At 62.8% G+C, this 26751-nt stretch carries 22 protein-coding genes, 5 tRNA genes and 2 pseudogenes; 14 read left to right on the top strand and 15 right to left on the bottom strand.

The window, feature by feature from the left end; all coding sequences use genetic code 11:
* The 3 genes from APH30_RS15510 to APH30_RS15500 form a co-directional block, all read left to right on the top strand.
* On the top strand, positions 1–2169 hold a 2169-nt coding region (locus APH30_RS15510; protein ID WP_177333738.1), incomplete at its 5' end, for an RHS repeat domain-containing protein.
* A gap of 229 nt (positions 2170–2398) precedes the next feature.
* Positions 2399–4966: a fimbria/pilus outer membrane usher protein gene (locus APH30_RS15505; RefSeq protein WP_054913049.1), complete on the top strand. Its 2568-nt coding sequence runs from the start codon at positions 2399–2401 to the stop codon at positions 4964–4966.
* Positions 4963–6039 carry a fimbrial protein gene (locus APH30_RS15500; RefSeq protein WP_054913048.1) on the top strand — a complete coding sequence of 359 codons (1077 nt, stop codon included), beginning with the start codon at positions 4963–4965 and terminating at the stop codon, positions 6037–6039. The genes APH30_RS15505 and APH30_RS15500 overlap by 4 nt, the downstream gene beginning before the upstream one ends.
* Positions 6040–6121: 82 nt before the next feature.
* Here the strand turns inward: APH30_RS15500 and APH30_RS15495 are convergent.
* The 5 genes from APH30_RS15495 to APH30_RS15475 all read right to left on the bottom strand — a co-directional run bounded on the left by APH30_RS15495 (position 6122) and on the right by APH30_RS15475 (position 6684).
* Positions 6122–6197: transfer RNA gene (locus APH30_RS15495), tRNA-Gly, on the bottom strand.
* An 84-nt stretch (positions 6198–6281) separates the two neighbouring features.
* Positions 6282–6357: transfer RNA gene (locus tag APH30_RS15490), tRNA-Gly, on the bottom strand.
* Positions 6358–6360: 3 nt separating this feature from the next.
* A tRNA-Glu gene (locus APH30_RS15485) sits at positions 6361–6436 on the bottom strand.
* 92 nt (positions 6437–6528) lie between these two features.
* Positions 6529–6604: transfer RNA gene (locus APH30_RS15480), tRNA-Gly, on the bottom strand.
* Between the two features lie 4 nt (positions 6605–6608).
* Positions 6609–6684 (bottom strand) — tRNA-Glu (locus APH30_RS15475).
* A 267-nt stretch (positions 6685–6951) separates the two neighbouring features.
* On the opposite strand from APH30_RS15475, the gene APH30_RS15470 reads away from it, so the two are divergent.
* Complete coding sequence (locus tag APH30_RS15470) at positions 6952–7719, top strand: hypothetical protein (RefSeq protein ID WP_054913047.1); 768 nt, start codon at positions 6952–6954, stop codon at positions 7717–7719.
* Positions 7720–7857: 138 nt separating this feature from the next.
* Here the strand turns inward: APH30_RS15470 and APH30_RS15465 are convergent, their stop codons facing one another.
* Together APH30_RS15465 and APH30_RS15460 are read right to left on the bottom strand one after the other, a co-directional pair.
* Positions 7858–8340 carry a GAF domain-containing protein gene (locus tag APH30_RS15465; protein ID WP_054913046.1) on the bottom strand — a complete coding sequence of 161 codons (483 nt, stop codon included), beginning with the start codon at positions 8338–8340 and terminating at the stop codon, positions 7858–7860.
* Positions 8341–9228, bottom strand: coding sequence for an ATP-binding protein (locus APH30_RS15460; RefSeq protein WP_054913045.1), 888 nt, complete (start codon positions 9226–9228; stop codon positions 8341–8343).
* A 177-nt stretch (positions 9229–9405) separates the two neighbouring features.
* Between APH30_RS15460 and APH30_RS15455 the strand changes: the two genes are divergently transcribed.
* The gene (locus APH30_RS15455; RefSeq protein ID WP_054913044.1) at positions 9406–11763 is read left to right on the top strand and encodes a response regulator; all 2358 of its coding nucleotides are present in this window, start codon (positions 9406–9408) and stop codon (positions 11761–11763) included.
* Here the strand turns inward: APH30_RS15455 and APH30_RS15450 are convergent.
* Complete coding sequence (locus APH30_RS15450; protein ID WP_009682840.1) at positions 11753–12241, bottom strand: glutathione peroxidase; 489 nt, start codon at positions 12239–12241, stop codon at positions 11753–11755. The two genes, APH30_RS15455 and APH30_RS15450, sit on opposite strands and share 11 nt — an antisense overlap.
* Positions 12242–12254: 13 nt before the next feature.
* The gene (msrB, locus tag APH30_RS15445; protein WP_009682839.1) at positions 12255–12650 is read right to left on the bottom strand and encodes a peptide-methionine (R)-S-oxide reductase MsrB; all 396 of its coding nucleotides are present in this window, start codon (positions 12648–12650) and stop codon (positions 12255–12257) included.
* 167 nt (positions 12651–12817) lie between these two features.
* On the opposite strand from msrB, the gene APH30_RS15440 reads away from it, so the two are divergent.
* Together APH30_RS15440 and htpX are read left to right on the top strand one after the other, a co-directional pair.
* Positions 12818–14029: a pyridoxal phosphate-dependent aminotransferase gene (locus APH30_RS15440; protein ID WP_054913043.1), complete on the top strand. Its 1212-nt coding sequence runs from the start codon at positions 12818–12820 to the stop codon at positions 14027–14029.
* Between the two features lie 339 nt (positions 14030–14368).
* On the top strand, positions 14369–15256 hold the full coding sequence (htpX, locus tag APH30_RS15435; RefSeq protein ID WP_047150248.1) for a protease HtpX: 888 nt from the start codon (positions 14369–14371) through the stop codon (positions 15254–15256).
* 67 nt (positions 15257–15323) lie between these two features.
* Here htpX and APH30_RS15430 read toward each other — a convergent pair whose 3' ends face one another.
* The gene (locus APH30_RS15430) at positions 15324–15977 is read right to left on the bottom strand and encodes a thiopurine S-methyltransferase (protein ID WP_054913042.1); all 654 of its coding nucleotides are present in this window, start codon (positions 15975–15977) and stop codon (positions 15324–15326) included.
* A 101-nt stretch (positions 15978–16078) separates the two neighbouring features.
* On the opposite strand from APH30_RS15430, the gene APH30_RS15425 reads away from it, so the two are divergent.
* Complete coding sequence (locus APH30_RS15425; protein WP_054913041.1) at positions 16079–16846, top strand: class III extradiol ring-cleavage dioxygenase; 768 nt, start codon at positions 16079–16081, stop codon at positions 16844–16846.
* 87 nt (positions 16847–16933) lie between these two features.
* On the opposite strand, the pseudogene APH30_RS15420 reads toward APH30_RS15425, so the two are convergent.
* Both APH30_RS15420 and APH30_RS15415 read right to left on the bottom strand, forming a co-directional pair.
* Positions 16934–18647, bottom strand: a pseudogene (locus APH30_RS15420) (DEAD/DEAH box helicase).
* A gap of 408 nt (positions 18648–19055) precedes the next feature.
* Positions 19056–19811 (bottom strand): spermidine synthase, encoded by a 756-nt coding sequence (locus tag APH30_RS15415; protein WP_029885626.1) that lies wholly within the window; start codon positions 19809–19811, stop codon positions 19056–19058.
* A 115-nt stretch (positions 19812–19926) separates the two neighbouring features.
* Between APH30_RS15415 and APH30_RS15410 the strand changes: the two genes are divergently transcribed.
* A complete protein-coding gene (locus APH30_RS15410; protein WP_009685228.1) occupies positions 19927–21273 on the top strand; it encodes a class II 3-deoxy-7-phosphoheptulonate synthase in 1347 nt (448 codons plus the stop codon).
* An 81-nt stretch (positions 21274–21354) separates the two neighbouring features.
* Here APH30_RS15410 and APH30_RS15405 read toward each other — a convergent pair whose 3' ends face one another.
* Positions 21355–22104, bottom strand: coding sequence for a sulfite exporter TauE/SafE family protein (locus tag APH30_RS15405; RefSeq protein ID WP_054913040.1), 750 nt, complete (start codon positions 22102–22104; stop codon positions 21355–21357).
* A 113-nt stretch (positions 22105–22217) separates the two neighbouring features.
* Here APH30_RS15405 and APH30_RS15400 point away from each other — a divergent pair, with 113 nt between their 5' ends.
* From APH30_RS15400 to APH30_RS15390, 3 genes are all read left to right on the top strand, one after another.
* Positions 22218–23171, top strand: a complete 954-nt coding sequence (locus APH30_RS15400; protein WP_054913039.1) for a LysR family transcriptional regulator — start codon at positions 22218–22220, stop codon at positions 23169–23171.
* A gap of 58 nt (positions 23172–23229) precedes the next feature.
* Complete coding sequence (locus tag APH30_RS15395; RefSeq protein ID WP_054913038.1) at positions 23230–23685, top strand: MarR family winged helix-turn-helix transcriptional regulator; 456 nt, start codon at positions 23230–23232, stop codon at positions 23683–23685.
* A 140-nt stretch (positions 23686–23825) separates the two neighbouring features.
* Positions 23826–24254, top strand: coding sequence for an organic hydroperoxide resistance protein (locus APH30_RS15390; RefSeq protein WP_054913037.1), 429 nt, complete (start codon positions 23826–23828; stop codon positions 24252–24254).
* Between the two features lie 85 nt (positions 24255–24339).
* Here APH30_RS15390 and efp read toward each other — a convergent pair whose 3' ends face one another.
* Together efp and earP are read right to left on the bottom strand one after the other, a co-directional pair.
* Positions 24340–24909 carry an elongation factor P gene (gene efp, locus APH30_RS15385; protein ID WP_023535349.1) on the bottom strand — a complete coding sequence of 190 codons (570 nt, stop codon included), beginning with the start codon at positions 24907–24909 and terminating at the stop codon, positions 24340–24342.
* A 48-nt stretch (positions 24910–24957) separates the two neighbouring features.
* Positions 24958–26091, bottom strand: a complete 1134-nt coding sequence (gene earP, locus APH30_RS15380; RefSeq protein ID WP_054913036.1) for an elongation factor P maturation arginine rhamnosyltransferase EarP — start codon at positions 26089–26091, stop codon at positions 24958–24960.
* Between the two features lie 89 nt (positions 26092–26180).
* On the opposite strand from earP, the gene APH30_RS15375 reads away from it, so the two are divergent.
* The gene (locus APH30_RS15375; protein ID WP_054913035.1) at positions 26181–26558 is read left to right on the top strand and encodes a hypothetical protein; all 378 of its coding nucleotides are present in this window, start codon (positions 26181–26183) and stop codon (positions 26556–26558) included.
* A pseudogene (locus APH30_RS15370) lies at positions 26555–26751 on the top strand (transcription elongation factor GreAB); the annotation flags it as partial. The gene APH30_RS15375 and the pseudogene APH30_RS15370, both read left to right, overlap by 4 nt.

The following is a 26751-nucleotide window of genomic DNA, read 5'->3' as shown; positions in this document are numbered from 1 at the left end:
GACCCGCTCACTGCCGATATTTCAGGCGCCGAGAACGACCTTGGCGCGCGCAGCTACGACTATACCGATCAGGGCTATCTCAAGACCGAATCGTGGAAAGGGCAACGCCAACACGACACACACAACCGTTTTTCCGTGCAAGGCCGCATGACTTACCGCAAGCACAGCGACGGTACTGCTTGCCTTTACCAGCACGATGAACTCGGGCGCATCGTCGGTATCAAGCAGGGTGATCTGCAGTGCACCTTGACCTACAACGGCCTTGGCCAGCTTGAAGAAACCCTGACCTGCGACACGGCCAAACAAGGCCACTATGTGAAATGTACACAGACCTATGACGAACTGGGACGGGAGCTTACGCGGGCCCTGGACAGCCATGGCCAGGTCGAACAGGTGCTCACGCTGAAGTGGCGGGACGATGACCGGCTGGCAACCCGCACCCTCACCCGTAACGGCGCGCAGGTTCGCCACGAAACGTTCGGCTACGATGAAATCGGCCGCCTGGAATCCCATGATTGCGAAGGTAGCGAGCTGCCCCGCGACGCCGCCGGCCGCGCCATCGTCTCGCAGTTGTTCCGCTTCGACGAGCACGACAATATCACCCGTCGGGTCACCGATTACGACGACGGCGAAAGCGAGCGGCTGGATTTCATCTATACCGCAACCGACCCGTTCAGACTGCAAAGCGTGGTGCCCGACCGTGACGATAGCCGAGAGCGGCGCTTCGCCTACGATGAACTGGGCAACATGCTCAATGATGAGCAGGGCCGGCAACTGGAGTACGACAGCCTGGGTCGCCTGGCCAAGGTAATGGCCGCAGACGGCCAGTCGCCGATCACCGAATACCAGTATGACGGCCATGATCAACTGCTGGCAGCGGTGCACGACGGCAACCGCAGTGTCGAGCGCCGTTACCAGGACAATCGCCTGGATGCGACGTTGGAAGGCGACACCTTGACCCAGTACCTGTACGCCGGCACCGGGCCGGTGGCCGAACAGCAGTCAGGCAAAGGTGGCAGTACGACACTGATGCTGACCGACCACACCGGCAGCGTAATCACCGAGAGCGATGACCAGAGCACCCGGCACGGCAACTACAGTGTCTATGGCGAACGCGCCGAGGACAGTGAGCTGAGCAGCTTGCTGGCGTTCAATGGCGAAGCGCGCGAGCAGGCCTATGGCTGGTACTTGCTGGGCAGTGGCTACCGGGCGTACAACCCTGCGCTCATGCGCTTCCACAGCCCGGATTCGCTTGCGCAGGAAGAGTCAGGCATCAACCCCTACGTGTACACACTTGCCGACCCGGTAAACTGGCGTGACCCTAGCGGCCACCGCGCCCAGTCTGTCCTGGCCGATCGTGACCCACCCAAGTATCGAGATCCAATAGAACAACCAGGATTTAGCTGGCTGGAGATCATCCCGGTGGCGATGAAAGTATTGATGACCGCCGCGCTTGTAGGCATGGCGGTCTACACGGGTGGTTTAAGCGTGATGCAAATGTTTGCGGCAGGGGGAATGGTGGCCGCGATCGCTACCGAAGGCGCAGGTGTGGTGATATCGGCGACCGGTGGAAGCGAATCACTGGTCAATGCCCTGAAAATGGGCGCAGATTCCGTCTATCAACTTCTTACATTCATGTTCTTCATGGGAGGGAAAGGCGATGGGGCTGGCCCTACGAAGGGACCAGCAGCGTCCTCGAAAAGCGTATCGACATCGACATCCGACTTGGTAAACAGCACAAGCAGCAAACCGGCAACAGCGATTACGCGCAGGCACAGTATTGCTAATATCCCGTTCAACGGAAATCGCTCAGCCTCAGCCTCCTCGGGAAGTAGACTTAGCCGACAAAACAGCAATTCATCCCTCGATTCGCCGGCCCTTGGAGTTCCTGCCCACGGGGGAGGCGAACCAATGTTAGGGCAAGCTTCTGTAAATAATGTAAGTGGCTCAGTCAATTCTTTATCTTCTAGCTCAAGCACTTCTTCAGCGTCTAGCTCACGCACTTCTTTAGCGTCTGACCCAGACGCTGGCGTCAGACCTAGGCTCGCGGAAACTCAGGCCCCCAAACCTGCGGCAGCGGGCGGTCTTATGGATCTCACCTTACTCGGCGGAGCGTATGAGGTTCCGATCGAAATCCAACTACGCCAGGGGCGTACATTCAAGCACTAGTGATCAGACATTGGATACTTCCTTTTCGGAGGGGTATCCAATGCCGATTCTTACAGGCCATATCGAGGACTGATCCTACATACCACTTTTACAGCACTTTCTAACCTAGCGTCCGAACCCGACGCCACCACGGCAACCCGCCTGTTGGTGGCGTCGGCACAACCTGCCAAGCGCCATTGATCGGTTGCGCCACGCACATCGATCCGGCAAATCGTTCAGGACGCCCCCCATGTCTCAGCTCGACCGACGCAAGCTATTGTCGTCGTGCCCACGCTTCACCTCCCCGTTTGATCTGGCCTGCGGTTGCCTCTGGCTGATGATCGTCGCCCCAGCCAGCGCAAACGACCAAACCACCCTGCACTTCCAACCCGAGTTCATGCGCCAGCCGCCCGGCCAGGCCAACGATTCGGGCGGGCGAGCGTTGCAGGCCCTGGCCGCACAAGCCCCGCTCCCTCCTGGCCGCTACGATGTCGAACTGTATGTCAACCTGACCTATATCGAGCGCCGCCAGGTGCTATTCCAGGCCGCTGCGGACGGCACCCTGGCCCCGTGCCTGAATGCCGCACTGTTGCGCGCCACGCGACTGCGCGAACAAGCCCTGGAGATGCCATTGCCCAACGATGACCGTTGCCTGGACCTTGGCGCCCTGGTTCCCCAGGCAACGGTCGACTTCGACCCCGCGCGTTTGCGGCTGTCGCTGTCCATCCCCCAGATCGGCCTGCGCCGCGATAACGCTGGAAACATCCCCCCATCGCGATGGGACACCGGCATCAACGCGGCGTTCGTCAACTACCAGGCTTCGGTGCAACAGCATCGCGCCAGTCAACGGGGCAACCAGGACAGTTATGACCTTTACCTCAATAGCGGTGTCAACCTGGGCCCGTGGCGCCTGCGCAGCAACCAGGCACTGCGCCAGGCCGCGCACGGCCAGCGCGACTGGAAGCGCAGCGACAGCTATGCGCAACGCGACCTGCCCGACCTGCGTGCCAACATCACCCTGGGCGAAACATTCACCCGCGGCGACGTGTTCCGTAGTTTCGCCTTCACCGGTGCGCAACTGGCCTCCGACATGGACATGCTCCCGGACAACGAGCAACGCTACGCGCCGATAATCCGGGGCGTGGCCCAGAGCCGCGCCAAGCTCGAAGTATTGCACAACGGCTATCCGATCTATTCGACCTACGTGGCCCCCGGCCCATATGCGATCGATGACTTGAGTGTAGGCGCCAGCCACGGCGAACTCGAAGTCGTGCTTACCGAAGCCGACGGCCAGGTACGTCGCTTCGTACAACCCTACTCCTCGCTGGGCAACCTGCTGCGTGATGGCGTGTGGCGCTACAGTGCCACAGCAGGTCGCTACAACGGCGCCGAACACCTCGACAGGCCAACGTTCTGGCAGGCTACGGCTGCGCGTGGCGGCATTTTCAACACGACGCTGTACGGTGGCGTGCTGGGCAGTCAGTACTATCGAGCCAATGCCGTGGGCGTGGCGCGAGACTTTGGCGAACTGGGCGCCTTGTCGTTCGACCTGACACACGCCTTGACCGATCTGCACGGGCCCGGCGGCAAGGTACAGGGGCAAAGCTTTGCCGCCCGCTATGGCAAAAGTTTCCAGACCCGCACCAACCTGCGCTTTGCCGGATACCGCTACTCCACCCAGGGCTATCGCGATTTCGACGAAGCCATCCGCGAACGCGCCACCGACAGTAGCTACCTGGGCAATCGACGCAGCCGCCTGGAAGCCTCCATCTACCAAAGCATTGGCCAGAGTGCCTTGAGCCTGACCCTCGCCCAGGATGACTACTGGCGTAACAATGCCCAACGGCGGTACTACCAGCTTCAGTACACCACGCGCTTCAGTGACCTGAGCGTGAATCTGTTCGCCTCCCAGGCACTGACCTCCCGGCACCAGGAAAGCCGGATGTTCGGTGTCAGCCTGTCACTGCCACTGGGCCAGTCGCGCCGCTACCACAGCACATTCGATTCCCACCACAGCGATGGGCGCTCGAGCCAACGGGCAAGCCTCGGCGGCCATGCACTGAATCGCCAGCTCAGCTACCAGGCTTCGCTCAGCAACGACCCGCAGAACCGCCAAAGCACAGCGCTTTCCCTTGCCTACGAAGGCAAACAGGCCAGCTACGGCATGGGTTACACCCAAGGCAGCGATTATCGCAACATTTCCTTGAACGCAAGCGGCGCGTTGTTGCTGCACGAGGAAGGGATCGTCCTGGGCCCCTACCTGGGCGAAACCAGCGCCTTGGTGCACGTTCCCGATGTCGCCGGGCTCGGGGTGCAGAACACCCCATCGGCCAGCACCGACGCGAAAGGCTACTTGCTGGTCCCTAACCTGCGCCCCTATCGGCTCAATTCGCTGACTCTGGATACCGACGACCTGGCCCCCGACATTCTCATCGACAATGGCAACCAGCACCTCGTGCCTGGCCGAGGCGCAGTGGTCAAGGCCACCTTCGCCGCCCGCCAGGTGCAGCGCATGGTGCTCACCCTGCTGCACCCCGATGGCCGCGCCCTGCCTTTCGGCGCCCAGGTCAGCAACCAGGACGGCGAGCCTCTTGCAGTAGTAGGGCAGGCCGGGCAGACACTGGTGGCCAGTGACGAACCCGGGCGGCAGCAACTGCACGTGCAATGGGGTGGAGCCGAGGCTCAAGACTGCCAGGTCACCCTGACCCCGCAGAGCATGCCGAAGGAAGGGGGCTACCGCCTGCAAACACTGACCTGCCAGGCCGAGGCCCCGCAAACCGGCCCGCACCCAGCCAGACACCAGGAAAACGAAGCATGACCCACCCTCATCAATCGGCCCTGCGCCCCACGGCACTACTTGCCTGCACGCTCGCGCTGCTGGCGATGTCGAACATCTCGAACGCCCAATGCAACTGGAATGGGAGCAGCGCTACCTACATGAATTTCGAACATAACCTGGGCAGCGCGTGGATCGCGCGCGATGCCCCGGTGGGTAGCGTCATCATGGAGCAGCCGCTCAGCCTACTCAACCAGCAAGGCGCTGCTCCACTGTGTTACTTCGACCAGTACACCCCCACTACCGCTGTGATCAACAGCTCCGTTGCGCCAGTACCTGGCCTGATAGCCAGAGCAGGCAGCGGGCGAGCCACCGATATACTCCCCACCAATATCGCCGGTATCGGCGCGATTTTCGAGGTTGGCTACCCCTACGACGGCTCCGCCTCGAATACCTTCACCCCCGATGATGGCTCCATCCACATCCCCTACAAAGGCACCATGGTCGCTCAAACTGCATTCGCTGCGCCGCTCAGACGCTTTTACGGAACACTCACCTTGGTCAAGACCGGGCCCATCGCCGCCGGCCCCCAGATTATCGACCAGGAAATGTTCCATGCTTTCATCGCCAACCTGGGCAAGGCTTACGACTTTCGCCTCAAAGGCAGAGTCCAGCAGGCACAGTGCAGCCTCAAAGCCGATCCGGTCAGCGCAGACCCTGTGAGGCTGGGGGACTACGAAGTGGCAGACTTCAAGACCCCAGGCACGACCACCGCTGACATACCGTTTTTCATTCGCCTGAATGATTGCGAGGATGACAGCACCGCAGGCAAAGCTGTTGCCTTTATCCATCTGACCGGCGCCAAGGGGTCCACGACCGAGGATGCCAGCGCCGGCATCATTACGCTGGACAGCGGCGCCTCGGCCACCGGGCTTGGTATCCAGGTCTTGCATGACGACGGTCGGCCGTTGGAACTGGAACAGGAAGTGGCGGTGAGCAACCTGCAAATCGGCGAGACTCGCCTGAATTTGAAGGCGCGCTACATCCAGATTGCACCCAAGGTCACGCCAGGCCTGGCCAGTGGCGCGCTGAACTTCACCATCAGTTATCGATGAACCCCAGGGCGCGGGCTGCAGTTGAGCCCGCGTCAGAGATACAGGACGAAAAAAAACCACTCGAAAGAGTGGTTTTTTGTATTGGAGCGGGAAACGAGACTCGAACTCGCGACCCCGACCTTGGCAAGGTCGTGCTCTACCAACTGAGCTATTCCCGCATTGTGTAGCTTTACCGCTATTGGCGTGAAGCGCCATGAAGACCTTCACCACCACTGCACCGCATAGACGCCACAGTATTGAACTGGAGCGGGAAACGAGACTCGAACTCGCGACCCCGACCTTGGCAAGGTCGTGCTCTACCAACTGAGCTATTCCCGCAAATGGCGTCCCCTAGGGGACTCGAACCCCTGTTACCGCCGTGAAAGGGCGGTGTCCTAGGCCACTAGACGAAGGGGACACACGACACTTTTCAGTGCACCAGAACATGAACCTCACGATTCAGCCTGGATTTTCTTTTCCTGCCCCGCCGTTAAGCGCTGCCGGAGAAACTGGAGCGGGAAACGAGACTCGAACTCGCGACCCCGACCTTGGCAAGGTCGTGCTCTACCAACTGAGCTATTCCCGCAATTTGGCGTCCCCTAGGGGACTCGAACCCCTGTTACCGCCGTGAAAGGGCGGTGTCCTAGGCCACTAGACGAAGGGGACACGCTGCTGGCATTGCTGCCTGCTTTCACTCCCTGCCGCGTTTCGCTGTGTGCTTTACGCTGCAAGTGGCGCGCATTCTATGGATGCTTGATACAGGCGTCAACCCCTTTGTAGAAATTTATTTAAATCAATGACTTCCGGTTGGGTTGGGGTGCAGATGCGGGCTGGCTTGTCGATATAGAGAACGGGTTTGCCTGTGCCGCTATTCGCTCCCAGGCAAACTCACTACACTCAACGCTGTAATTCTTCTTCAATGAGGCATTAACGGTGACACCACTTCTGATCACCCTGCTCATCGTAGCGGGTATCGCGTTGCTGATCGTGATCGGCTACCTCAACAATGTGGTCGAGAACGGCAAGCTGGAGCGCGCCCGCCTGAAGATCGAACTGGCCGACCGCCTGCGCCGCTGCGGCGAAATCACCGAGACCTTCCCGGGCCAGTTCATGACCCCGGCGCTGAAGCTGCTGCTGACCCGCCTGGAGCTCAACCTCAACCAGCGCCAGCTGGCGGTGGACAAGCACAATGCCCAGTTGAAGGCACGCATGGCCGAACTGGAAGGGCTGATCGCCCTGGGTGAAAAGATCCCGGTGAACAACCCGCCCAACCCGATCCAGACCGAGGTCAAGGCCAAGGATGTGCGCTTCTTGCTGGAAGCACTGCACAACCAGGTGACCCGGGCCGCGCAAGAGGGCTTCCTGCCCGCGCCGGAGGCCAAGCACTGGGTCAAGGAGATCCGCCACATTCTGGTACTGCTGCATATCGAGTTCTTCAACAACCTCGGCCAGCAGGCCCTGCAGATAGGCCAGCCAGGCCAGGCACGCCTGGCATTCGAGCGGGGGGTGCAGTACCTGCGCAAGCAGCCGGAGCCGAAGGTGTATGAAGAGCAGCTGACGTACCTGGAGAAACTGCTGGGCCGGGCCAACGCTCAGGTGCTGGACCAGATGGAACCGGCCGAGGACGAACACAACGAACTGACCCAGGGCCTCAAGACCGATGAGGACGAGACCTGGAAGAAGAAGGTGATGTACGACTGATCCGGAATTTGTTGTGGATTTGATGGCCCTATCGCCGGCAAGCCAGCTCCCACAGGTTACTGCACAGGTCTTCGAGCCTGCGGTTACCTTGTGGGAGCTGGCTTGCCGGCGATAGGGCCAGCCCAGGCAACACAACAATCAGCAGTCAGTCAGCTCCAGGAAGATCGCCGCCAGGCGCTCCAGTCCCACCTGGTCCGCCTCGCTGAATCGCGCCAGCTTCGGGCTGTCCAGGTCCAGCACACCAATTAGCCTGCCCTCCTTCACCAGCGGTATCACCAGCTCGCTGTTCGACGCACTGTCGCAGGCAATGTGCCCCGGGAACGCATGCACGTCCTCGACCCGCTGGGTCTTGCCGGTGGCAGCCGCCGCGCCGCACACGCCTTTGCCGAACGGAATGCGCACGCACGCCACCTGGCCCTGGAACGGGCCCAGCACCAGTTGCCCGTTACGGTTGAGGTAGAAGCCCGCCCAGTTCAGGTCGCCTACCTGGTGGTAAAGAAATGCCGAAAACTGCGCGGCATTGGCGATGAAATCACGTTCGTCGGCAAACAGCGCCTGCACTTGCGCCGCCAGCAGGTGGTAGCCGTCGAGGCCGGCGCCACTGGCATTGAGGTCGATCATTTACTTTTGCTCCAGCAATTGCAGCCCGACCCAGTAGCGAGCGAACTGATAGGCACAACGGCCATTACGGTTACCGCGGCCGGTAGCCCAGCGCACGGCGAGAATTTCCAGCGCTTCGTCACGCTGCCAGGCCAGGCCGGCCGGGGCCGCCAGCTGGCCGATCCAGTGCTCGACCACGTCAAGGAAGTGCGCCTGGGTGAACGGGTAGAACGACAGCCACAGGCCAAAGCGGTCGGACAGCGCGATCTTGTCCTCCACCGCTTCACTGGGGTGCAGCTCGCCGTCGACCCTTTTCCAGTTTTCGTTGTCGCTCTCCTTTTCCGGCACCAGGTGGCGGCGGTTGGAAGTGGCGTACAGCAGGACATTGTCTGGTGCCTGCTCCAACGAGCCATCGAGCACGCTCTTGAGCACCCGGTAGTCGCCCTCCCCGGCCTCGAACGACAAGTCGTCGCAGAACAGGATGAAGCGCTGCGGCAGCTTCTGCAGTTGCTCGACCACGCGCGGCAGGTCGGCCAGGTGGTCGCGTTCGATTTCGATCAGGCGCAAACCGGCGCTGGCGTGCTCGGCCAGCAGCGCACGCACCAGCGACGACTTGCCGGTGCCGCGTGAGCCCCACAGCAGCGCATGGTTGGCCGGCAGGCCGTTGATGAACTGGTGGGTGTTGCGGCCCAGCTGGTCACGCTGTTTGTCGACGCCAATCAGGTCGGTCAGGCGGATGTCCAGGCTGACTTCCAGCGGCAGCAGGTAGCCGCTGCGGCCATCGCGCTGCCAGCGGGCAGCCAGGGTGGTGGCCCAGTCGATGTGCGGGCGCGGGGCCGGCAGCAGGGGTTCGAGCCGCGCCAGTACCGATTCGGCGCGGTCCAGGAAAGCGATCAAGCGAGCGTCCATGACGACTCCTAGCAATTTCAGTTTTTTTGGGGCCGCTGCGCGCCCCTTCGCGGGCTTGCCCGCTCCTACAGGGATTGTGTTAGGCCTGGGGGCTCGCGAAGGGGCGCAAAGCGGCCCCCGCTTGGCGATCAACTGAAATGAACAGACAGACCCACCAGCAGCCGGGGATGATCGGCTATGCTTGCGCAGCGCAAGGAATGGGAAACCAGCTCGGAACTCATGGATATCAAGTTCACCAATCGCCTGTCATACAAGCAAGCCCGGTTGACAGTCCTGGTCGGCTTCATCCTGGGAACATTGCTCAGTCTCATCCAGATCGGCATCGATTATGCCAGCGTAGACGCATCCATCAACCGTGAAGTGCGGGCGTTGCTGCAAATCAGCCACAACCCGGCCTCGCGTATCGCCTATAACATCGACTCGGAACTGGCCCTGGAACTGACCCGCGGCCTGCTGCAGTCGCCGGCGGTGATCCGCGCACGGCTGATCGACAACAACCAGACGGTTTTGGCCGATGTCGAGCGCCCACGCCTGCAAGACCGTCTGCGGCCGCTGAGCGACTTCCTGTTCGGCGAACAGCGCCAGTTGAGTGAAAGCCTGTACCTTACCCATATGCCCGAGGAATACCTTGGCACCCTGTACCTGGACGTCGACACCTTCGCCTTCGGCAGCCGTTTTCTCGACCGTGCCGGCATTACCCTGCTCAACGGTTTTGCCCGCAGCCTGGTGCTGACAGGCCTGCTGCTGGCACTGTTCTACCTGATGCTGACCAAGCCACTGGTCACCGTGATCAGTGCGCTCAGCGGCAGCGACCCGCGCAAACCCCGGCAAACCCGCCTGGAATGCCCGCACGGCCACGAACTTGATGAAATCGGCGTGCTGGTGAAAGTCGCCAACCAGCAGTTCGTCAGCATGGCCACCGAAATCGAGCAGCGGCGCACCGCGGAAAACCGCCTGACCCAGTACCTCAACGAGCTGGAAGACATCGTCTCGGCACGCACCAACGAGCTGAAGGCCAGCAACAGCAGCCTGAGCCTGACCAACCAGGAGCTGGAACAGGCCCGCCGGCGGGCGCTGGACATGGCCCAGGCCCGCGCCGCCTTCCTTGCCAACATGAGCCACGAAATCCGCACCCCGCTCAACGGCATGCTCGGCATGATCGCCCTGGCGCTGGATAACCCGTTGCCCAGCGAGCAACGCCAGCAGCTGGCGATTGCCCACGACTCGGGCAAGGTACTGGTCGAACTGCTGAACGATATTCTCGACCTGTCCAAGTTCGACGCCGGCCAGCTGGAACTGGAGCGCATTGCCTTCGACATGGGCTCGATGGTCGAAGACACCGCCAACCTGCTGTCGCAGAACACCGCACAGAGCGTGGAGCTGACCTGCCTGATCGCCGGCGACTTCCCCAGCAGCGTGCTGGGCGACCCCACGCGGGTGCGGCAGATCGTCAGCAACCTGCTGTCCAATGCCTTGAAGTTCACCCGCTTCGGCCGCGTCGATATGCGCCTTGAGCGCATTGCCGGCGGCGTGCGCCTGCAAGTGCGTGACACGGGCATCGGCATCCCTGAAGAGGCCCAGGTGCGCATCTTCCAGCCCTTCACCCAGGCCGGCGCCGGCATCACCCGCCAGTACGGCGGCACCGGCCTGGGCCTGGCCCTGACCCGCAACCTGTGCAAAGCCATGCAGGGGCACCTGCAGATAAGCTCCGAAGCGGGCTTTGGCAGTTGCTTCACCGCCGAGCTGCCGCTGGCTGCGCACACTGAAGCCATCCCGCCACAGCCCCTGCAAGGCCGCGTGGCCGCCCTCAGTGCGGCGGGCAGCGGGCTGCACGAGCTCCTGCAGCGCGTGTTGCCCGCCTGGGGCTTGAGCTACCAGCGGCACGACAGCCGCATGGCCCTGCAGGCCACCGCGTTCGACCTGTTGATCACCGATGACGTGGACCATCTATTCGAACTGCGCCCGGCCCTGCAAGCGCCGATACTGCTGGTTACCGCCTACGGCAACTTCCTTTCCCAAGAGCAGTCGCTGGCTTTGGCACCGCTGCACCAGCTGGCCCGCCCGCTGGCGCGCAACGCCTTGTACCAGACCTTGCGCCGAACCTTGCAAGGCTATGAGCCGGAACACCCGCTGGCCACGCCGCCCGTGACCCAGGGCGAAGGCCGCGCGCGCATCTTGTTGGTAGAAGACAACCCGGTGAACCAGCTGGTGGCCAAGGGGATGCTGGCCAAGCTCGGTTGCCAGGTCGAACTGGCAACCCAGGGCGCTGAGGCCCTGGCGGCGCTGGAACGGCAACCCTTCGACCTGGTGCTGATGGACTGCAACATGCCGGTGATGGACGGCTACGAGGCCAGCCGGCGCATTCGCCAGAGCGGCCGCTGGCCGCACCTGCCCATCGTCGCCCTCACCGCCAACGCCATGCCCGAAGAGCGCGAGCGCTGCCGGGCCGCGGGCATGAACGACTACCTGGCCAAACCGTTCCGCCGCGAAGAGCTGCTGGCGCTGGTCGACCACTGGGTGCCGCTCAGCGGCTGAGCAGGCGCTCGATGTCCGCTTCCAGTGCCTGCGGCTTGGTGAAAGGCGCGTAACGCGTGACCTGGCCACTGGCCGGGTCGAGCAGGAACTTGGTGAAGTTCCACTTGACCTTCTGCGAGCCAAGCAAGCCCGGGGCACGCTGTTTCAGTTCGACATACAACGGGTGGGTGCCGGGGCCGTTGACGTCCACCTTGCGGAACAGCGGGAAGCTCACGCCGAAATTGCGTTCGCAGAACTGCGCAATTTCCCGCGCCTCGCCCGGCTCCTGCTGGCCGAACTGGTTGCACGGAAAGCCCAGCACTACCAGGCCACGCCCGCGGTAGGCCTGCCACAGTTGCTCCAGCCCCTTGTACTGGGGGGTAAAGCCGCACTGGCTGGCGGTATTGACCACCAGCAACGCCTTGCCGGGGTAGTCGCCAAGGGTCTTGTGCTCGCCGCCCAGGGTCACGCAGGGAATGTCCAGTATCGATCCAGCCATGGTCGGGCTCCGGTCAGTCGCGCGGGCGCAAGTCGATGCACACCGAGTTGATGCAGTAGCGCAGGCCAGTCGGTGGCGGGCCGTCGGGGAACACGTGGCCCAGGTGCGCATCGCAGCGGGCACAGGTGACTTCGGTACGGATCATGCCATGGGAGGTGTCGCGGATCTCGATCATCGCGCTGTCTTCGATCGGCGCGTAGAAGCTCGGCCAGCCACAGCCGGAATCGAACTTGGTCTGGGCGTCGAACAACGGCAGGCTGCAGCAGATGCAATGGTAAATGCCGTCGCGGCGCTCGCTGTTGTACTTGCCGCTGAACGGCCGTTCGGTGCCCTTCAGGCGGCAAACCTGGTACTGCTCGGGGTCGAGCATCGACCGCCATTCTTCCAGGGTTTTCTCGATCTTTTTCATGCAGGAACCTCGGCAGGCTGAATTTCACCCCACGCCGTCTTTTCCAGGGCGCGGGCGGCACGTATATTAGGTGGCTTCGTGTGCCAGGCGTTCAGTCTGTCACCCGCTTCCTGCCCTTTCAAACCTTTCGGCGGGGCGTAGCGCGTATTCTCAATCGGGATCCCATCATGCAGTTCAGCAAATCGAACAAGCTCGCCAATGTCTGCTATGACATTCGCGGCCCAGTGCTCAAGCACGCCAAGCGCCTGGAAGAGGAAGGCCACCGCATCCTCAAGCTGAACATCGGCAACCCAGCGCCCTTCGGCTTCGAGGCGCCCGACGAAATTCTCCAGGATGTGATCCGCAACCTGCCCACCGCGCAGGGCTACAGCGACTCCAAGGGCCTGTTCAGTGCACGCAAGGCGGTGATGCAGTACTGCCAGCAGAAAGAGATCGAAGGCGTCACCATCGAGGATATCTACCTCGGCAACGGTGTCTCCGAGCTGATCGTGATGTCGATGCAGGCGTTGCTCAACAACGGTGACGAGGTGCTGATCCCGGCACCCGATTACCCACTGTGGACCGCTGCCGTGAGCCTGGCCGGCGGCAAGCCGGTGCACTACCTGTGCGACGAGCAGGCCAACTGGTTCCCCGACCTGGAGGACATCAAGGCCAAGATCACCCCGAACACCAAGGCCCTGGTGATCATCAACCCGAACAACCCGACCGGCGCGGTGTATTCCAGGGAGTTGCTGCTGGGCATGCTGGCGCTGGCCCGCCAGCACAACCTGGTGGTGTTCTCCGACGAGATCTACGACAAGATCCTGTACGACGAAGCCGTGCACATCAGCACCGCCTCGCTGGCGCCGGACCTGCTGTGCCTGACCTTCAACGGCCTGTCCAAGTCGTACCGGGTGGCGGGCTTCCGCTCTGGCTGGCTGATCATTTCCGGGCCCAAGCACCATGCGCAAAGCTACATCGAGGGCATCGACATGCTGGCCAACATGCGCCTGTGTGCCAACGTGCCGGCGCAGCATGCCATCCAGACCGCGCTGGGCGGTTACCAGAGCATCAATGACCTGGTGCTGCCACCCGGGCGCCTGCTGGAGCAGCGCAACCGCACCTATGAACTGCTGAATGACATCCCTGGGGTAAGCTGCGTGAAGCCGATGGGTGCGCTGTATGCGTTCCCGCGGATCGACCCGAAGGTGTGCCCGATCCTCAATGACGAGAAGTTCGCCCTTGACCTGCTGCTGTCGGAGAAGCTGCTGATCGTTCAGGGTACCGCGTTCAACTGGCCGTGGCCGGACCACTTCCGCGTGGTGACCTTGCCGCGGGTCGATGACCTGGAAGCGGCGATTGGCCGGATCGGCAATTTCCTGCGCACTTACTCGCAGTAAGTAACGGCCTCATCGCCGGCAAGCCAGCTCCCACAGGATCACCACAGGCCTGAGGATTGGGGTGTGCTTATGGGAGCCAGCCACAGGGTTATCACAGGCCTGAATTTTGTGAGGTCCCTGTGGGAGCTGGCTTGCCGGCGATGGGCTGCAAAGCAGCCCGGTTATCTGCGCCACCTGTTTCTTACATCCTGCAACGCTCTATCCCACTGCCCACGCGTCATCCTCTGCCATACTCCGCCGTACACAGTTTGAAATAGTCCCCCGATTGAAACGGCACCCCAGGCCCCTTATATACCCCGCAGTAAGCGACAATTCATCCGTCAGGAGAACGTAACAACCATGATGCGCATTCTGTTGTTTGTAGCCACCAACCTCGCGGTGGTGCTGGTTGCAAGCATTACCCTGAGCCTGTTCGGTTTCAACGGGTTCATGGCCGCCAACGGGGTCGACCTGAACCTCAGCAGCCTGCTGGTGTTCTGCGCCGTGTTCGGCTTCGCCGGCTCCCTCGTCTCGCTGTTCATCTCCAAGTGGATGGCGAAGATGACCACCGGCACCCAGATCATCACCCAGCCGCGCACCCGCCACGAGCAGTGGCTGTTGCAAACGGTCGAAGAGCTGTCCCGGGAAGCGGGCATCAAAATGCCTGAAGTGGGCATTTTCCCGGCCTACGAGGCAAACGCCTTCGCCACCGGCTGGAACCGTAACGACGCCTTGGTAGCGGTGTCCCAGGGCTTGCTGGAGCGTTTCTCGCCCGACGAAGTGCGTGCGGTACTGGCCCACGAAATCGGCCACGTGGCCAACGGCGACATGGTCACCTTGGCGCTGGTCCAGGGCGTGGTGAACACTTTCGTGATGTTCTTCGCCCGGATCATCGGTAATTTCGTCGACAAGGTCATCTTCAAGAACGAAGAAGGCCAGGGCATCGCCTACTACGTGGCAACCATCGTTGCCGAGTTGGTATTGGGCATCCTGGCCAGCATGATCGTCATGTGGTTCTCGCGCCGCCGCGAATACCGCGCCGACGAAGCCGGTGCACAACTGGCCGGCACTTCGGCGATGATCGGCGCCCTGCAGCGCCTGCGGGTGGAACAAGGCCTGCCGGTGCACATGCCGGACACGCTCAAGGCCTTCGGCATCAACGGCGGCCTCAAGCATGGCCTGGCAGGCTTGCTAATGAGCCACCCGCCGCTGGAAGACCGTATCGAGGCCCTGCGCCGTCGCGGTTGATCCACCAGGTAAGCAAGGGCGACTTCGGTCGCCCTTTTTTGTGCCTGCCTGTGCAGGCTTACCCGCGCTAGAGCCGGCAGACCCGGTAAACCCGCTCCAACACGCTGGATGCCCCAGCCTGCAGAAACTTCGGACTTTCCCCGAGCACCTGCGCCTGCTCCAGTTCATCCACCTGCCAGCCCGCAAAGCCCTGCCTCAGCTCCTGATCCGCCACCGAGAACGGCGGCCCGGCCAGCAGCGACTGGTCGTAATCCAACGTCACCACCAAGCCAAGGCACCCGGCTGGCAACAACGCCGACAGGGCCTGCGCGTAGCGCGCACGCATGGGCGGCGGCAGGGCAATCAGCGCCGCGCGGTCGTACAGGCCCGCGCAGTCGCCGACATCTTCTGCCTGCAGGGCAAAGAAGTCCCCACACCACAGCTCCACGTCGCCACTGCGCCATACTTCAAAGTCGCCACGCTGCCGCACCTCGGCCTCAAGCCCATGCTCGCGGAAGAAACCCTCCACGGCCCGCCGCGAAAGCTCCACGCCCAACACCCGATGCCCCTGCCCGGCCAACCAGGCCAGATCGAGGCTTTTGCCGCACAGGGGCACCAGCACGCGGCTACCGGGCACCTGCTGCAATGTTGGCCAGTACCGCTGCAGATACGGGTTCACCTGCGCCTGGTGGAAGCCGATCTGGTTGTCGGCCCACCGTTGCTGCCAGAACGCTGGCTCCATGAACACTCCCGATTTTTAGATGGTTTGCCAGTAAAAGTTGGTTTGGATTTCGATCTTTAGTTGATCGAAGATGAGTGCATCTTAACCTTCAGGACCCCGCCATGCTGCCCAGCCTGTTCATTTCCCACGGCTCCCCCATGCTTGCCCTGCAACCCGGCGCCAGCGGCCCGGCGCTGGCAGGGCTCGCCAACGCACTGCCGCGGCCGCAAGCCATTGTGGTGGTGTCGGCGCACTGGGAAAGCCGCGAGCTGCTGATCACCGGTGGCGCACACCCAGAAACCTGGCATGACTTCTACGGCTTCCCACCGGCCTTGTATGCGGTGCAGTACCCTGCGCCCGGTGACCCTGCCCTCGCCGGCCGGGTCGGCGAGCTGTTGCAGGGCACCGGGCTGGCCGCGCGCCTCGACCCGCAGCGGCCGTTCGACCATGGCGCCTGGGTGCCGTTGTCGTTGATGTACCCCGATGCGAGCATCCCGGTGGTGCAGGTTTCGCTGCCCACCCAGATGGGCCCGGCGCTGCAAGTGAAGGTTGGCCAGGCACTGGCGGGGCTACGCCAGGAGGGCGTGCTGCTGGTGGGTTCGGGCAGCATTACCCATAACCTTGGCGAGCTGGACTGGCATGCCGGGCCCGACGTGATCGAGCCGTGGGCGTTGGCGTTTCGAGATTGGGTAGTGGAAAAACTGCGGGCTGATGACCGGGAGGGGTTGCTGGCTTATCGGCAACAGGCGCCGTTTGCAGTGCGCAACCACCCGAGCGATGAGCATTTGTTGCCGCTGTTTTTTGCCCTTGGTGCGGGGGCGCAGTTTGGCGTTGTGCACCAAGGCTTTACCTTGGGGGCGCTGGGGATGGACATCTACCGGTTCGACTGACGATTGCCGGGGGCTGCCGCGCAACCCCACCATGGCACAGGCAAAAAAATCCCCAGCCAAGGCCGGGGATTTTTCATTGCGCCAGGATCAATCCTCGCGGTAGCGGCGCAGCTTCAGCTGCTTGCCGGCCACGCGGGTGTCCTTGAGCTTGGACAGCAGCTTCTCGAGGCCATCTTCCGGCAGCTCGACCAGGCTGAAGCTGTCGCGCACCTGGATACGACCGATCGCGTCACGCGCCAGGCCACCCTCGTTGAGGATCGCGCCCAGCAGGTTTTTAGCGGCGATGCCGTCACGGGCACCCAGCGCGGTACGGCAACGCACGCGGCCTTCGGCCAACGGCAGCGGCGCGCGACGCTCGCGGTCGCCGCGGTCAGGGCGCTCGCTGCGCTCACCGCGTTCGGTACGCTCACCACGCGGGGCGAAGCTCGGCACCAGCGGCTGCTCACGCTCTACCGCCGCCAGGTCCAGCGCCTGGCCGTTGGTGGCCTTGCGCAGCAGGGCCGAGGCCAGGGCACGGGCGCTGCAACCCAGGTCGTTGGTCAGGCGGTCGAACAGGTCACCATGGGTGGCTTCAGCCTCGGCAACCAGTGGCGCCAGGCTGTTGGTCAGCTTCTTGATGCGCGCATCGAGCACCGCCTGGGCGTTCGGCAGGCGCGCTTCGGCAACCTTCTGCCCGGTTACACGCTCGATCACCTGCAGCATGCGGCGCTCACGTGGCGTGACCAGCAGCAGCGCACGGCCTTCGCGACCGGCACGGCCGGTACGACCGATACGGTGCACGTAGGACTCTGGGTCGTACGGCATGTCAACGTTGAATACGTGAGTAATGCGCGGTACGTCCAGGCCACGGGCCGCCACGTCGGTGGCGACAACGATGTCCAGGCGGCCATCCTTGAGCGAGTCGATCACGCGCTCACGCTGGTTCTGGGCGATGTCGCCGTTCAGCGCAGCAGCCTTGTAGCCCTTGGCTTCCAGCGCGGCGGCCAGGTCCAGGGTGGCTTGCTTGGTGCGCACGAAGGCGATCAGCGCATCGAACTCTTCCACTTCCAGCAGACGCAGTACAGCCGGGATCTTCTGGTCGGCGTGGACCATCAGGTGGGCCTGATCGATCGCGGTAACGGTCTGGGTCTTGCTCTGAATTTTGACGTGCTTCGGTTCGCGCAGGTGGCGTTCGGCGATCGAACGGATCGACGACGGCAGGGTGGCGGAGAACAGCACGGTCTGGCGGGTAGCAGGGATGGCGTCGAAGATCACTTCGAGGTCGTCCATGAAGCCCAGCTTGAGCATCTCGTCGGCTTCGTCCAGTACCAGGTACTGCACGGTCGACAGGACTTTTTCGTCGCGACGCAGGTGGTCGCACAGACGGCCCGGGGTGGCGACGACGATTTGCGCGCCGTTGCGGATGGCGCGCAGCTGTGGGCCCATTGGGGCACCACCGTACACAGCAACCACGTTCACGCCTGGCATCTGCTTGGCGTAGGTTTCGAAAGCGGTAGCAACTTGCAGCGCCAACTCACGGGTTGGCGCCAGGATCAGGGCTTGCGGTTCGCGCTTGCTCACATCGATCTTGTTGAGGATCGGCAGGGCGAAGGCAGCGGTCTTGCCGGTGCCAGTCTGCGCCTGGCCGATCATGTCATGACCGGCGAGGATGATCGGGATAGATTGCTGCTGAATGGCGGACGGCTCTTCATAGCCGGTAGCCACTACGGCAGCAACGATATTCGGGTTGAGATCGAGAGCGGCGAAGCCGCCGGTTTCCTGGGTCATGGGTCTGCCTCTAGGTGCATCCGCAAAGACCCATGCTCCAAAGCTGCACATGCCTTGAAAGACCGTCAGGTCACCCAGGCAGCTTTGGCGGCGGGGATTTGCGAAAACGATTGAAAAAGAAAACTTGGGAAGGTCCGCCTAGCGGACGTGCAGCCGAAGCTGGACTCGGAGGATTTGCACCACCTGATTTTGAGGTCCGCTAAAAGACCGGCGCGTACTATACCTGAAATGTACGGTTAGGTGAGGAATATTTTCAGGGGCTGAAACGATGATCCCTGACGCTGCCACGATCCCCGTAGGAGCGGCCTTGTGTCGCGAAAGGGGGCAGAGCGGCCCCGGCAATATCCGCTGCGAAGCTGAAAATGTGGGGCCGCTGCGCGCCCCTTTCGCGACACAAGGCCGCTCCTACAGGGATCGCCACGGCTACGGCCGCACCTGCCATTCAGGTAGCCGGCCGAATCTCGCGGATCAAACCCTCGAGGCTGTAGCCCAACCGTGGCGCCAGCGCCTGCGCCCGGGCCCGCAAGCCTTCCATGTCCAGGGTCTGCTCCAGATCCGCCGGCACCAGCAGAATCACATTGCCCTCCTTCACCGGCAGTTCCCAGTAATGGCGGTGGTACAAGCCGCGCAGCAACGCTGCCCCCAGCGGCTTGCCATCATCGGTGGCCCACTGGTTGATCACCAGCCAGCCGCCCGGGTTGAGTTGCTGCTGGCAGCTCGCCAGGAAGTTCCACGCCAGGTGCCCTACCCCCGGCCCATGGTCGGTGTACAGGTCAACGAACAACAGGTCGGCCTTTTCTGCGCTGGGCAGCAGCTCCAGCGCATCGCCAATGCGCACGTACAGCCGCGGGTCGTCGTCCAGGCCCAGGTACTGCATGGCCAGGCGCGGGACGTCCGGGCGCAGCTCGATGGCTTCGATATCGTCCAGCGGCAGGAACTTCATGCAGGCCTGGGTCAGCGTGCCCGCGCCAAGGCCCAGGAACAGCGCGCTTTCCGGCTGTTCATGGCACAACGCGCCGACCAGCATGGCGCGGGTGTAGTCGTACTCCAACCAGCTGGGGTCGGCAGTGAACACGCAGCTTTGCTCGATGGCATCGCCGAATTCCAGAAAGCGGTAGTCGTCCACTTCGTACACGCTGATGACGCCAAAGGCATCTTCCACCCGCGCCAGTAGCCGCTCTTGCCGTTCCGTCGCCATGCCTGCACCCGCCCGCACAAAAACCCGCATTGTCCGCCAACACCCCCGATGCAACAAGCGCAGCGCCAACTGTTACCATGGCCGCCAGCCGACAACCGACCAGACCGAGCCTGACATGAACCAACCGTGGAGCCCCGACAGCTGGCGCGCCCTGCCGATCCAGCAGCAACCGACCTATCCCGATGCCGCGCACCTGCTGAAGGTCGAACAAACCCTGGCCAGCTACCCGCCGCTGGTGTTCGCCGGGGAAGCGCGCGAACTGCGCCGGCAGTTTGCCGAAGTGACCGAAGGCCGCGCGTTCCTGCTGCAAGGCGGCGACTGCGCCGAGAGCTTCGCCGAGTTTTCAGCGGCAAAAATCCGCGACACCTTCAAGGTGCTGCTGCAAATGGCCATCGTCATGACGTTTGCCGCGGGCTGCCCGGTGGTCAAGGTCGGGCGCATGGCCGGGCAGTTCGCCAAGCCACGCTCGGCGGGCGATGAAACCATCGGCACCGTCACCCTGCCCGCTTACCGGGGCGACATCGTCAACGGCATCGGCTTCGACGCCAAGAGCCGCATCCCCGACCCGGAGCGCCTGCTGCAGGCCTACCACCAAGCCACCGCCAGCCTCAACCTGCTGCGGGCCTTCGCCCAGGGCGGTTTTGCCGACCTGCACCAGGTGCACAAGTGGAACCTGGACTTCATCGCCAACTCGGCGCTGGCCGACAAGTACCACCAGTTGGCCAACCGCATCGACGAAACCCTGGCGTTCATGCGTGCCTGTGGCCTGGACAGCGCGCCGCAGCTGCGTGAAACCAGCTTCTTCACCGCCCACGAAGCGCTGCTGCTGAACTATGAAGAGGCCTTCGTGCGCCAGGACAGCCTGACCGGCGACTACTACGACTGCTCGGCGCACATGCTGTGGATCGGCGACCGCACTCGCCAGCTGGACGGCGCCCATGTCGAGTTCCTGCGTGGGGTGCACAACCCGATCGGGGTCAAGGTCGGCCCCAGCATGAACCCCGAGGAACTGCTCCGCCTGATCGACACCCTCAACCCGGCCAACGACCCAGGGCGCCTGAACCTGATCGTACGCATGGGCGCGGGCAAGGTCGGCGACCACCTGCCAGGGCTGATCCGCTGCGTAGAGCGCGAGGGGCGCAAGGTGCTGTGGAGCTCCGACCCCATGCACGGCAATACCATCAAGGCCAGCAGTGGCTACAAGACCCGGGATTTTGCGCAGATTCTCGACGAGGTGAAGCAGTTCTTCCAGGTGCACCAGGCCGAAGGCAGTCATGCCGGCGGCATTCATATCGAGATGACCGGGCAGAACGTGACCGAGTGCATCGGTGGCGCACGGCCAATCACCGAAGATGCCCTGTCAGACCGGTATCACACCCACTGCGACCCACGGATGAATGCCGACCAGTCGCTGGAGCTGGCGTTCCTGATTGCCGAAACACTGAAGCAAGTGCGGCGCTAACCCTCGGCGCCATACCCCATCGGCCTGGTGCCGCGAAGCGCCGCCTGCGCGGCGCTCGCCCCCACCGGCGCGGTCAAACGCTCAAAGCTCGAACCCGAGCATCACCGCACACACAACCAGGAACACGCAGAACATCGCCCGTAGCACCTTCTCTGGCAGCGCATGGGCCAGCTTCACCCCCCAGCTGATACTGAGCAGGCCGCCCACCGCCAACGGCAACCCTACCCCCCAGTCAACACTGTGATGCACGCCATAGGTCACCAGAGTCACCAGGGTGCTCGGCGCCGCCAATGCCAGCGACAGCCCTTGGGCCACCACCTGGGTGGTGCCGAACACACTGGTCAGGATCGGTGTGGCTACCACGGCGCCACCCACCCCGAACAACCCGCCCATGGTACCGGCAAAGCTGCCCAGCACCCCCAGCCAAGGCCAGGCATAACGCAGTTCGGCACTGGCTGGCGCCACTTTCATGAACATCCGCGCCACGTTCCACACCGCCAGCGCCACCAAAAAGCCGACAAAGCCCAGGCGCATGGAATGCGCATCCAGCCCCACGGCCCAGATCGAACCCAGCCAGGCAAACACGAAACTGCACACCGACAGCGGCACGGCGTGGCGCAACTCGATGCGGTTGCGCTGGTGATAACGCCACAACGCCAGCAACACATTCGGCACCACCATGACCAGTGCAGTACCCTGTGCCAGTTGCTGATCCAGGCCGAACAGCACGCCCAGCGCCGGGATCGCGATCAGCCCACCGCCTATGCCGAACAGGCCCCCCATGGTGCCCAGGGCAGCGCCCAGCACGATATACAGCAACCACTCGATCATCAGGGCCTCGTTCGCCAGCAAAGTTGATAGCGGCATGCTAACCAGTGTGCGCTGGCGGGGAAACGCACAGCAGCGCACAATGGCTATGCGTATTGTGCAAAAGCAAGGCAACCATGAGCCCCGATACCCTCACTGAGCAGCTAAGCCTGTTCCTGGACGTGCTGCAAAGCGGCAGTTTTTCTGCCGCCGCCCGCCGCTACCCGCTGACCCCGTCTGCGGTGGCGCGGCGCATTGACGCCCTCGAAGCCGCCGTGGGCAGCCGCCTGTTTACCCGCAGCACCCATGCCGTGCGCGCCACCCCGGCGGGCCACGCCTTTGCCGAGCGTGCCAGGCGCATCATCGAGGAACTGCGCCTGGCCCGTGCCGAGGCGGTGTCGCTGAGCAATGCACCGGAAGGGCTGATCCGCATCGACGCCCCCGCCGCGTTCGGCCGCCGCCACCTGGCCCCGGCCATTGCCGACTTCCTGCTGGCCTACCCGGGCCTGGACGTGCAGCTGCGCCTGATCGACAGCTTTGTCGACCTGCATGGCAGCCACCTGGGCGAAGTGGACCTGGTGTTGCGTGCCGGCCCGTTGGCCGATACCCGCCTGGTCGCCACGCCACTGGCCTACATGGTGCGCATCGCCTGCGCCAGCCCCAACTACTTGGCCAGCCGCGGCATCCCCGACTGCCCCAGCGAACTGCCCGGCCATGACGGCCTGGACTGGGACGGCCTGGCACCGCCGTATGCGTGGCGTTTCGAGGTAGCGGGGCAAACCCGCCTGTACCGCCCGGCCCGCATGCGCATGGCGGCCAACAACGCCGAAACCCTGTTGTTCGGCGCGCTGGCGGGGCTGGGCATCGCCCACCTGCCCACCTGGCTGATCAGCGAGTACCTGCTGCGCGGCGAACTGGTGCCACTGTTTTGTGACGCAGGCCTGCCCCAGGCTGAAAGCAGCGGCATTTACGCGCTACGCCTGGAACATGAAACGAACTCTCGCAGCCGTTTGCTGCTCGAATTTCTCAAGAGCCGCTTCAGTCCGATTCCACCCTGGGACCTGGCCCTGCGCAGCGGACTGCGCGAGTGATGCGTGCAGTGACGCTCAACGTGCCAGGATTTCCCATTGATTACCTTCAAGGACGTGCATGAACGCCGACACCCAAGCTCCCTGTGACGAGCTGCTGCTGGACAACCAGGTCTGTTTCGCCCTGCATTCCACCTCGTTGCTGATGACCAAGGTCTACAAACCGCTGCTGCAGGCCCTGGGCCTGACCTACCCGCAATACCTGGCCATGCTCGTGCTGTGGGAGCATGACGGCCTGACCGTGGGTGAAATCAGCCAGCACCTGCTGACCGACCCGGGCTCGCTGACCCCGCTGCTCAAGCGCCTGGAAAGCGAAGGCCTGTTACAGCGCAACCGCAGCCGCGAGGACGAACGGGTGGTACTGGTGCAACTCACCGACAAAGGCCGCGCCCTGCAGCAGCGGGCAAAGGAAGTGCCGCAGTGCATCCTCAAGGCCAGCGGTCGCAGCCTTGAGCAGTTGCAGCAGTTGCAGGCCGAGTTGCTGGACCTGCGCGAGAACCTGCAGAAAAACCTTTAGCGGCTATGCTGGGCAATGGCCGTTCGGCTGAGCGGTGAATATTTATCTTGCGCGCTAACTAATTGCGCGCTAATTTAAATTCCACACCAACCCGCGTCCTCCCGCCAACGGGAGCGCACAGCACATTAGCGAGGCTCAAGATGCAAAAGGTCACTCCGCTGTACATCGCAGAAGCTACCTCCACCGGTGGGCGCGACGGTAAATCCCGTTCCAGCGACGGCAAGCTGGACGTCAAGCTGAGCACCCCGAAAGAGCTGGGTGGGGCTGGCGGTGACGGCACCAACCCTGAGCAGATGTTTGCCGCCGGCTACTCGGCGTGCTTCATCGGCGCCTTGAAGTTCGTGGCAGGGCAAGAGAAAAAAGCCTTGCCGGCCGATGCTTCGATCACCGCCAAGGTGGGGATTGGCCAGATTCCGGGCGGTTTCGGCCTGGACATCGATCTGCACATCAGCCTGCCCGGCCTGGCCCAGGCCGACGCCGAAGCGCTGGTGGAAAAGGCGCACAAGGTGTGCCCGTACTCCAACGCCACCCGCGGTAATGTTGATGTGCGGCTGCACGTAGCCGTCTAAACCTGCCCTGCAGGTGCAGTGATGCACAATTGGCAGACACAAAAAAACCCGGCCGAAGCCGGGTTTTTGCCTTTCACAAGAAGCATTACTTCTTGGAACGGCCCTTGAAGCTGTTGTCGCGGGTGTCGATGTCGATCCACTCGTCGATCTGGATGAAGTCAGCAACCGAAATCTCGGTACCGTTCTTCAGCTTGGCAGGCTTCATGACCTTGCCCGAGGTGTCGCCGCGCGCAGCGTTCTCGGTGTAGACAACCTGACGGCTGATGGTGGTCGGCAGTTCAACCGATACCAGGCGGCCTTCGAAGAACACGGCTTCGCAGACGTCTTCCATGCCTTCTTCGATGTAAGGCAGAACAGCTTCGATGTCTTCGGCGTTCAGCTCGTACATGGTGTAGTCGCTGGTGTCCATGAAGGTGTACTCGTCACCGTTGATGAACGACAGGGTCGCTTCTTTGCGGTCCAGGATCACGTCGTCCAGCTTGTCGTCTGCACCGTATACGGTTTCGGTCTTGTAGCCGGTCAGCAGGTTCTTCAGCTTGGTTTTCATGATCGCGCTGTTACGGCCCGACTTGGTGAACTCAGCTTTTTGAACCAGCCACGGGTCGTTGTCGATGCGCAGCACGGTACCGGGTTTCAGTTCTTTACCAGTTTTCATTACGAAGTATCCGAATCTGGATGGATTTATAAAAATCGAGGCCGCATATCATAGCGAATTTCCATAAAAGTGTACTAGCGCCGTGGCAAGGTCCGGCTGAGCGGCCTGTTGCGCCGCCCAGCACCGGGCGTGCTGCTGCAGTTCCGGCCAATGCCGGCGGGCTGCCTGCCAGGCCTGGCCCATGTCCTGGTCCATGTTCCAGGCCCGCCACAGGCCCAGCAACGCGGCGCCGGCATCGGCTGACAAACCGCGTCGATAATGCGCCAGGAACGCTTCGAGCTTTTCCCAGTGTGCATTCTCGTCCTGCACGTAGATGTGCCACAGCATGGGCTGCCCGGCCCACTGCGCCCGCACGAACGAATCCTCGCCCCGCACCGCATTGAAGTCGCAGCACCACAGCAGCCGGTCGAAATCATCCTGGCTCACGAACGGCAACACCTGCACGGTCAGCGCACCACGCCTGCGCACCTGCCCGGCCTGCAACGGCGCTTCGCCAAGCCAGTGGCTGAGGCCGGCGACCACACGGCCTTGCGGCACCAGCAGGTGGCAGGCTTGGTCACCGGCAGCCAAGGCATCGAGCCAGTTGCCCAGTTGCGGGTTTTCATAGGCGAACAGGCTGATCAGCAGCGCCCCGGGCGCTGGGCTTACAGCCAACCCCTGCAGGAACGCCTGCCGGGCAGCAGCCGACTGTTGCAACGCGTCGCGCCGGGCCAGCAGCTCAGCCTCGCGCAGCAGGCCACCGGTGTTTTCGGTGAAGCCGGGGAAGAAGAACACTTTGCGCAAGCCATTTGCCTGCGGCGACGGCAGACCATGGCAACCCGCTACCCAATCCTCGGCACTGAGGTATTCAAGGTTCAACCACAGGGGTGGCCGGGGGCAGACCCGCATGGCCTCGACATAAGCCGCTGGCAACTGGCAGGCGAAGGCACCGATCACCACATCGGCAGGCGCTACCGGCAACCAGGCCGCCGGCCACTGGCGTACGTCCACGCCCTGCTGCCACTGCTGCGCCGCGTTGGCGTCGGCGCCGGGGCACATGGGCGTGAAGGCGTTGAGATCATCCACCCACAGGCGCACCGCCAGGCCATGCTCGGCCACCAACTGCCGGGCCAGGCGCCAGGTCACGCCAATATCGCCGTAGTTGTCGACCACGCTGCAGAAGATGTCCCAGGTGGCTTTCATGCGCCGTTCCCTTTAACTTGCGTAAAAACGCGGATTCTGCCCGACAGCATGCGACAATGCACCCCGCCCACTTTGCCAAGGAGGCCGCCATGCCCCGCCGCCGTGAATTGACCATCACCCTGAAGCCGTTGCAGTTGATACTGTGCGTGGCTTTGGGCCTATGGCTTGGCGCAATGGCGATTGCCCTTAGCCTGTGGCTGGCGCAGCAACTGTGGCCGCTCCCGCCCGAGCAACAAGCCGCGGCCCCGGCCGTGGCACCGGCACCGGTGCAACCGGCCGACGCGCAAGCTGAAATGTTCGAGCGCTACAAGCACATGCTGCAGCAACAGGAACAACAACAGGCCACTGAGGCTGCGCAGGGCAACCCGCGCAACCTGAACAGCCCCAAGTGCCAGTTCTGGCTGCAACAGAATCGCACTGCACCTACCGACAAAAGCCAGGCCAACGTGCTGGAGTTCTGTTATTGACCACGCGCAAGCCCCACCTGCTGGCACAGATCGTCGCCACCCTGGAACATGACCTGGACGTGCTGACCCGTGCGGCCCAAACCGCCTATGAAGCCGCCACGGCGGAAGAGAACATCGCCGAGAACAAGTACGACACCCTGGGCCTGGAGGCCTCGTACCTGGCCACCGGGCAAGCCCGACGCAGTGCGCAAAT

The organism is Pseudomonas sp. NBRC 111127, from assembly GCF_001320345.1.
GTDB lineage: Bacteria > Pseudomonadota > Gammaproteobacteria > Pseudomonadales > Pseudomonadaceae > Aquipseudomonas > Aquipseudomonas juntendi.
This window is presented reverse-complemented; position numbering and strand designations above follow the sequence as displayed.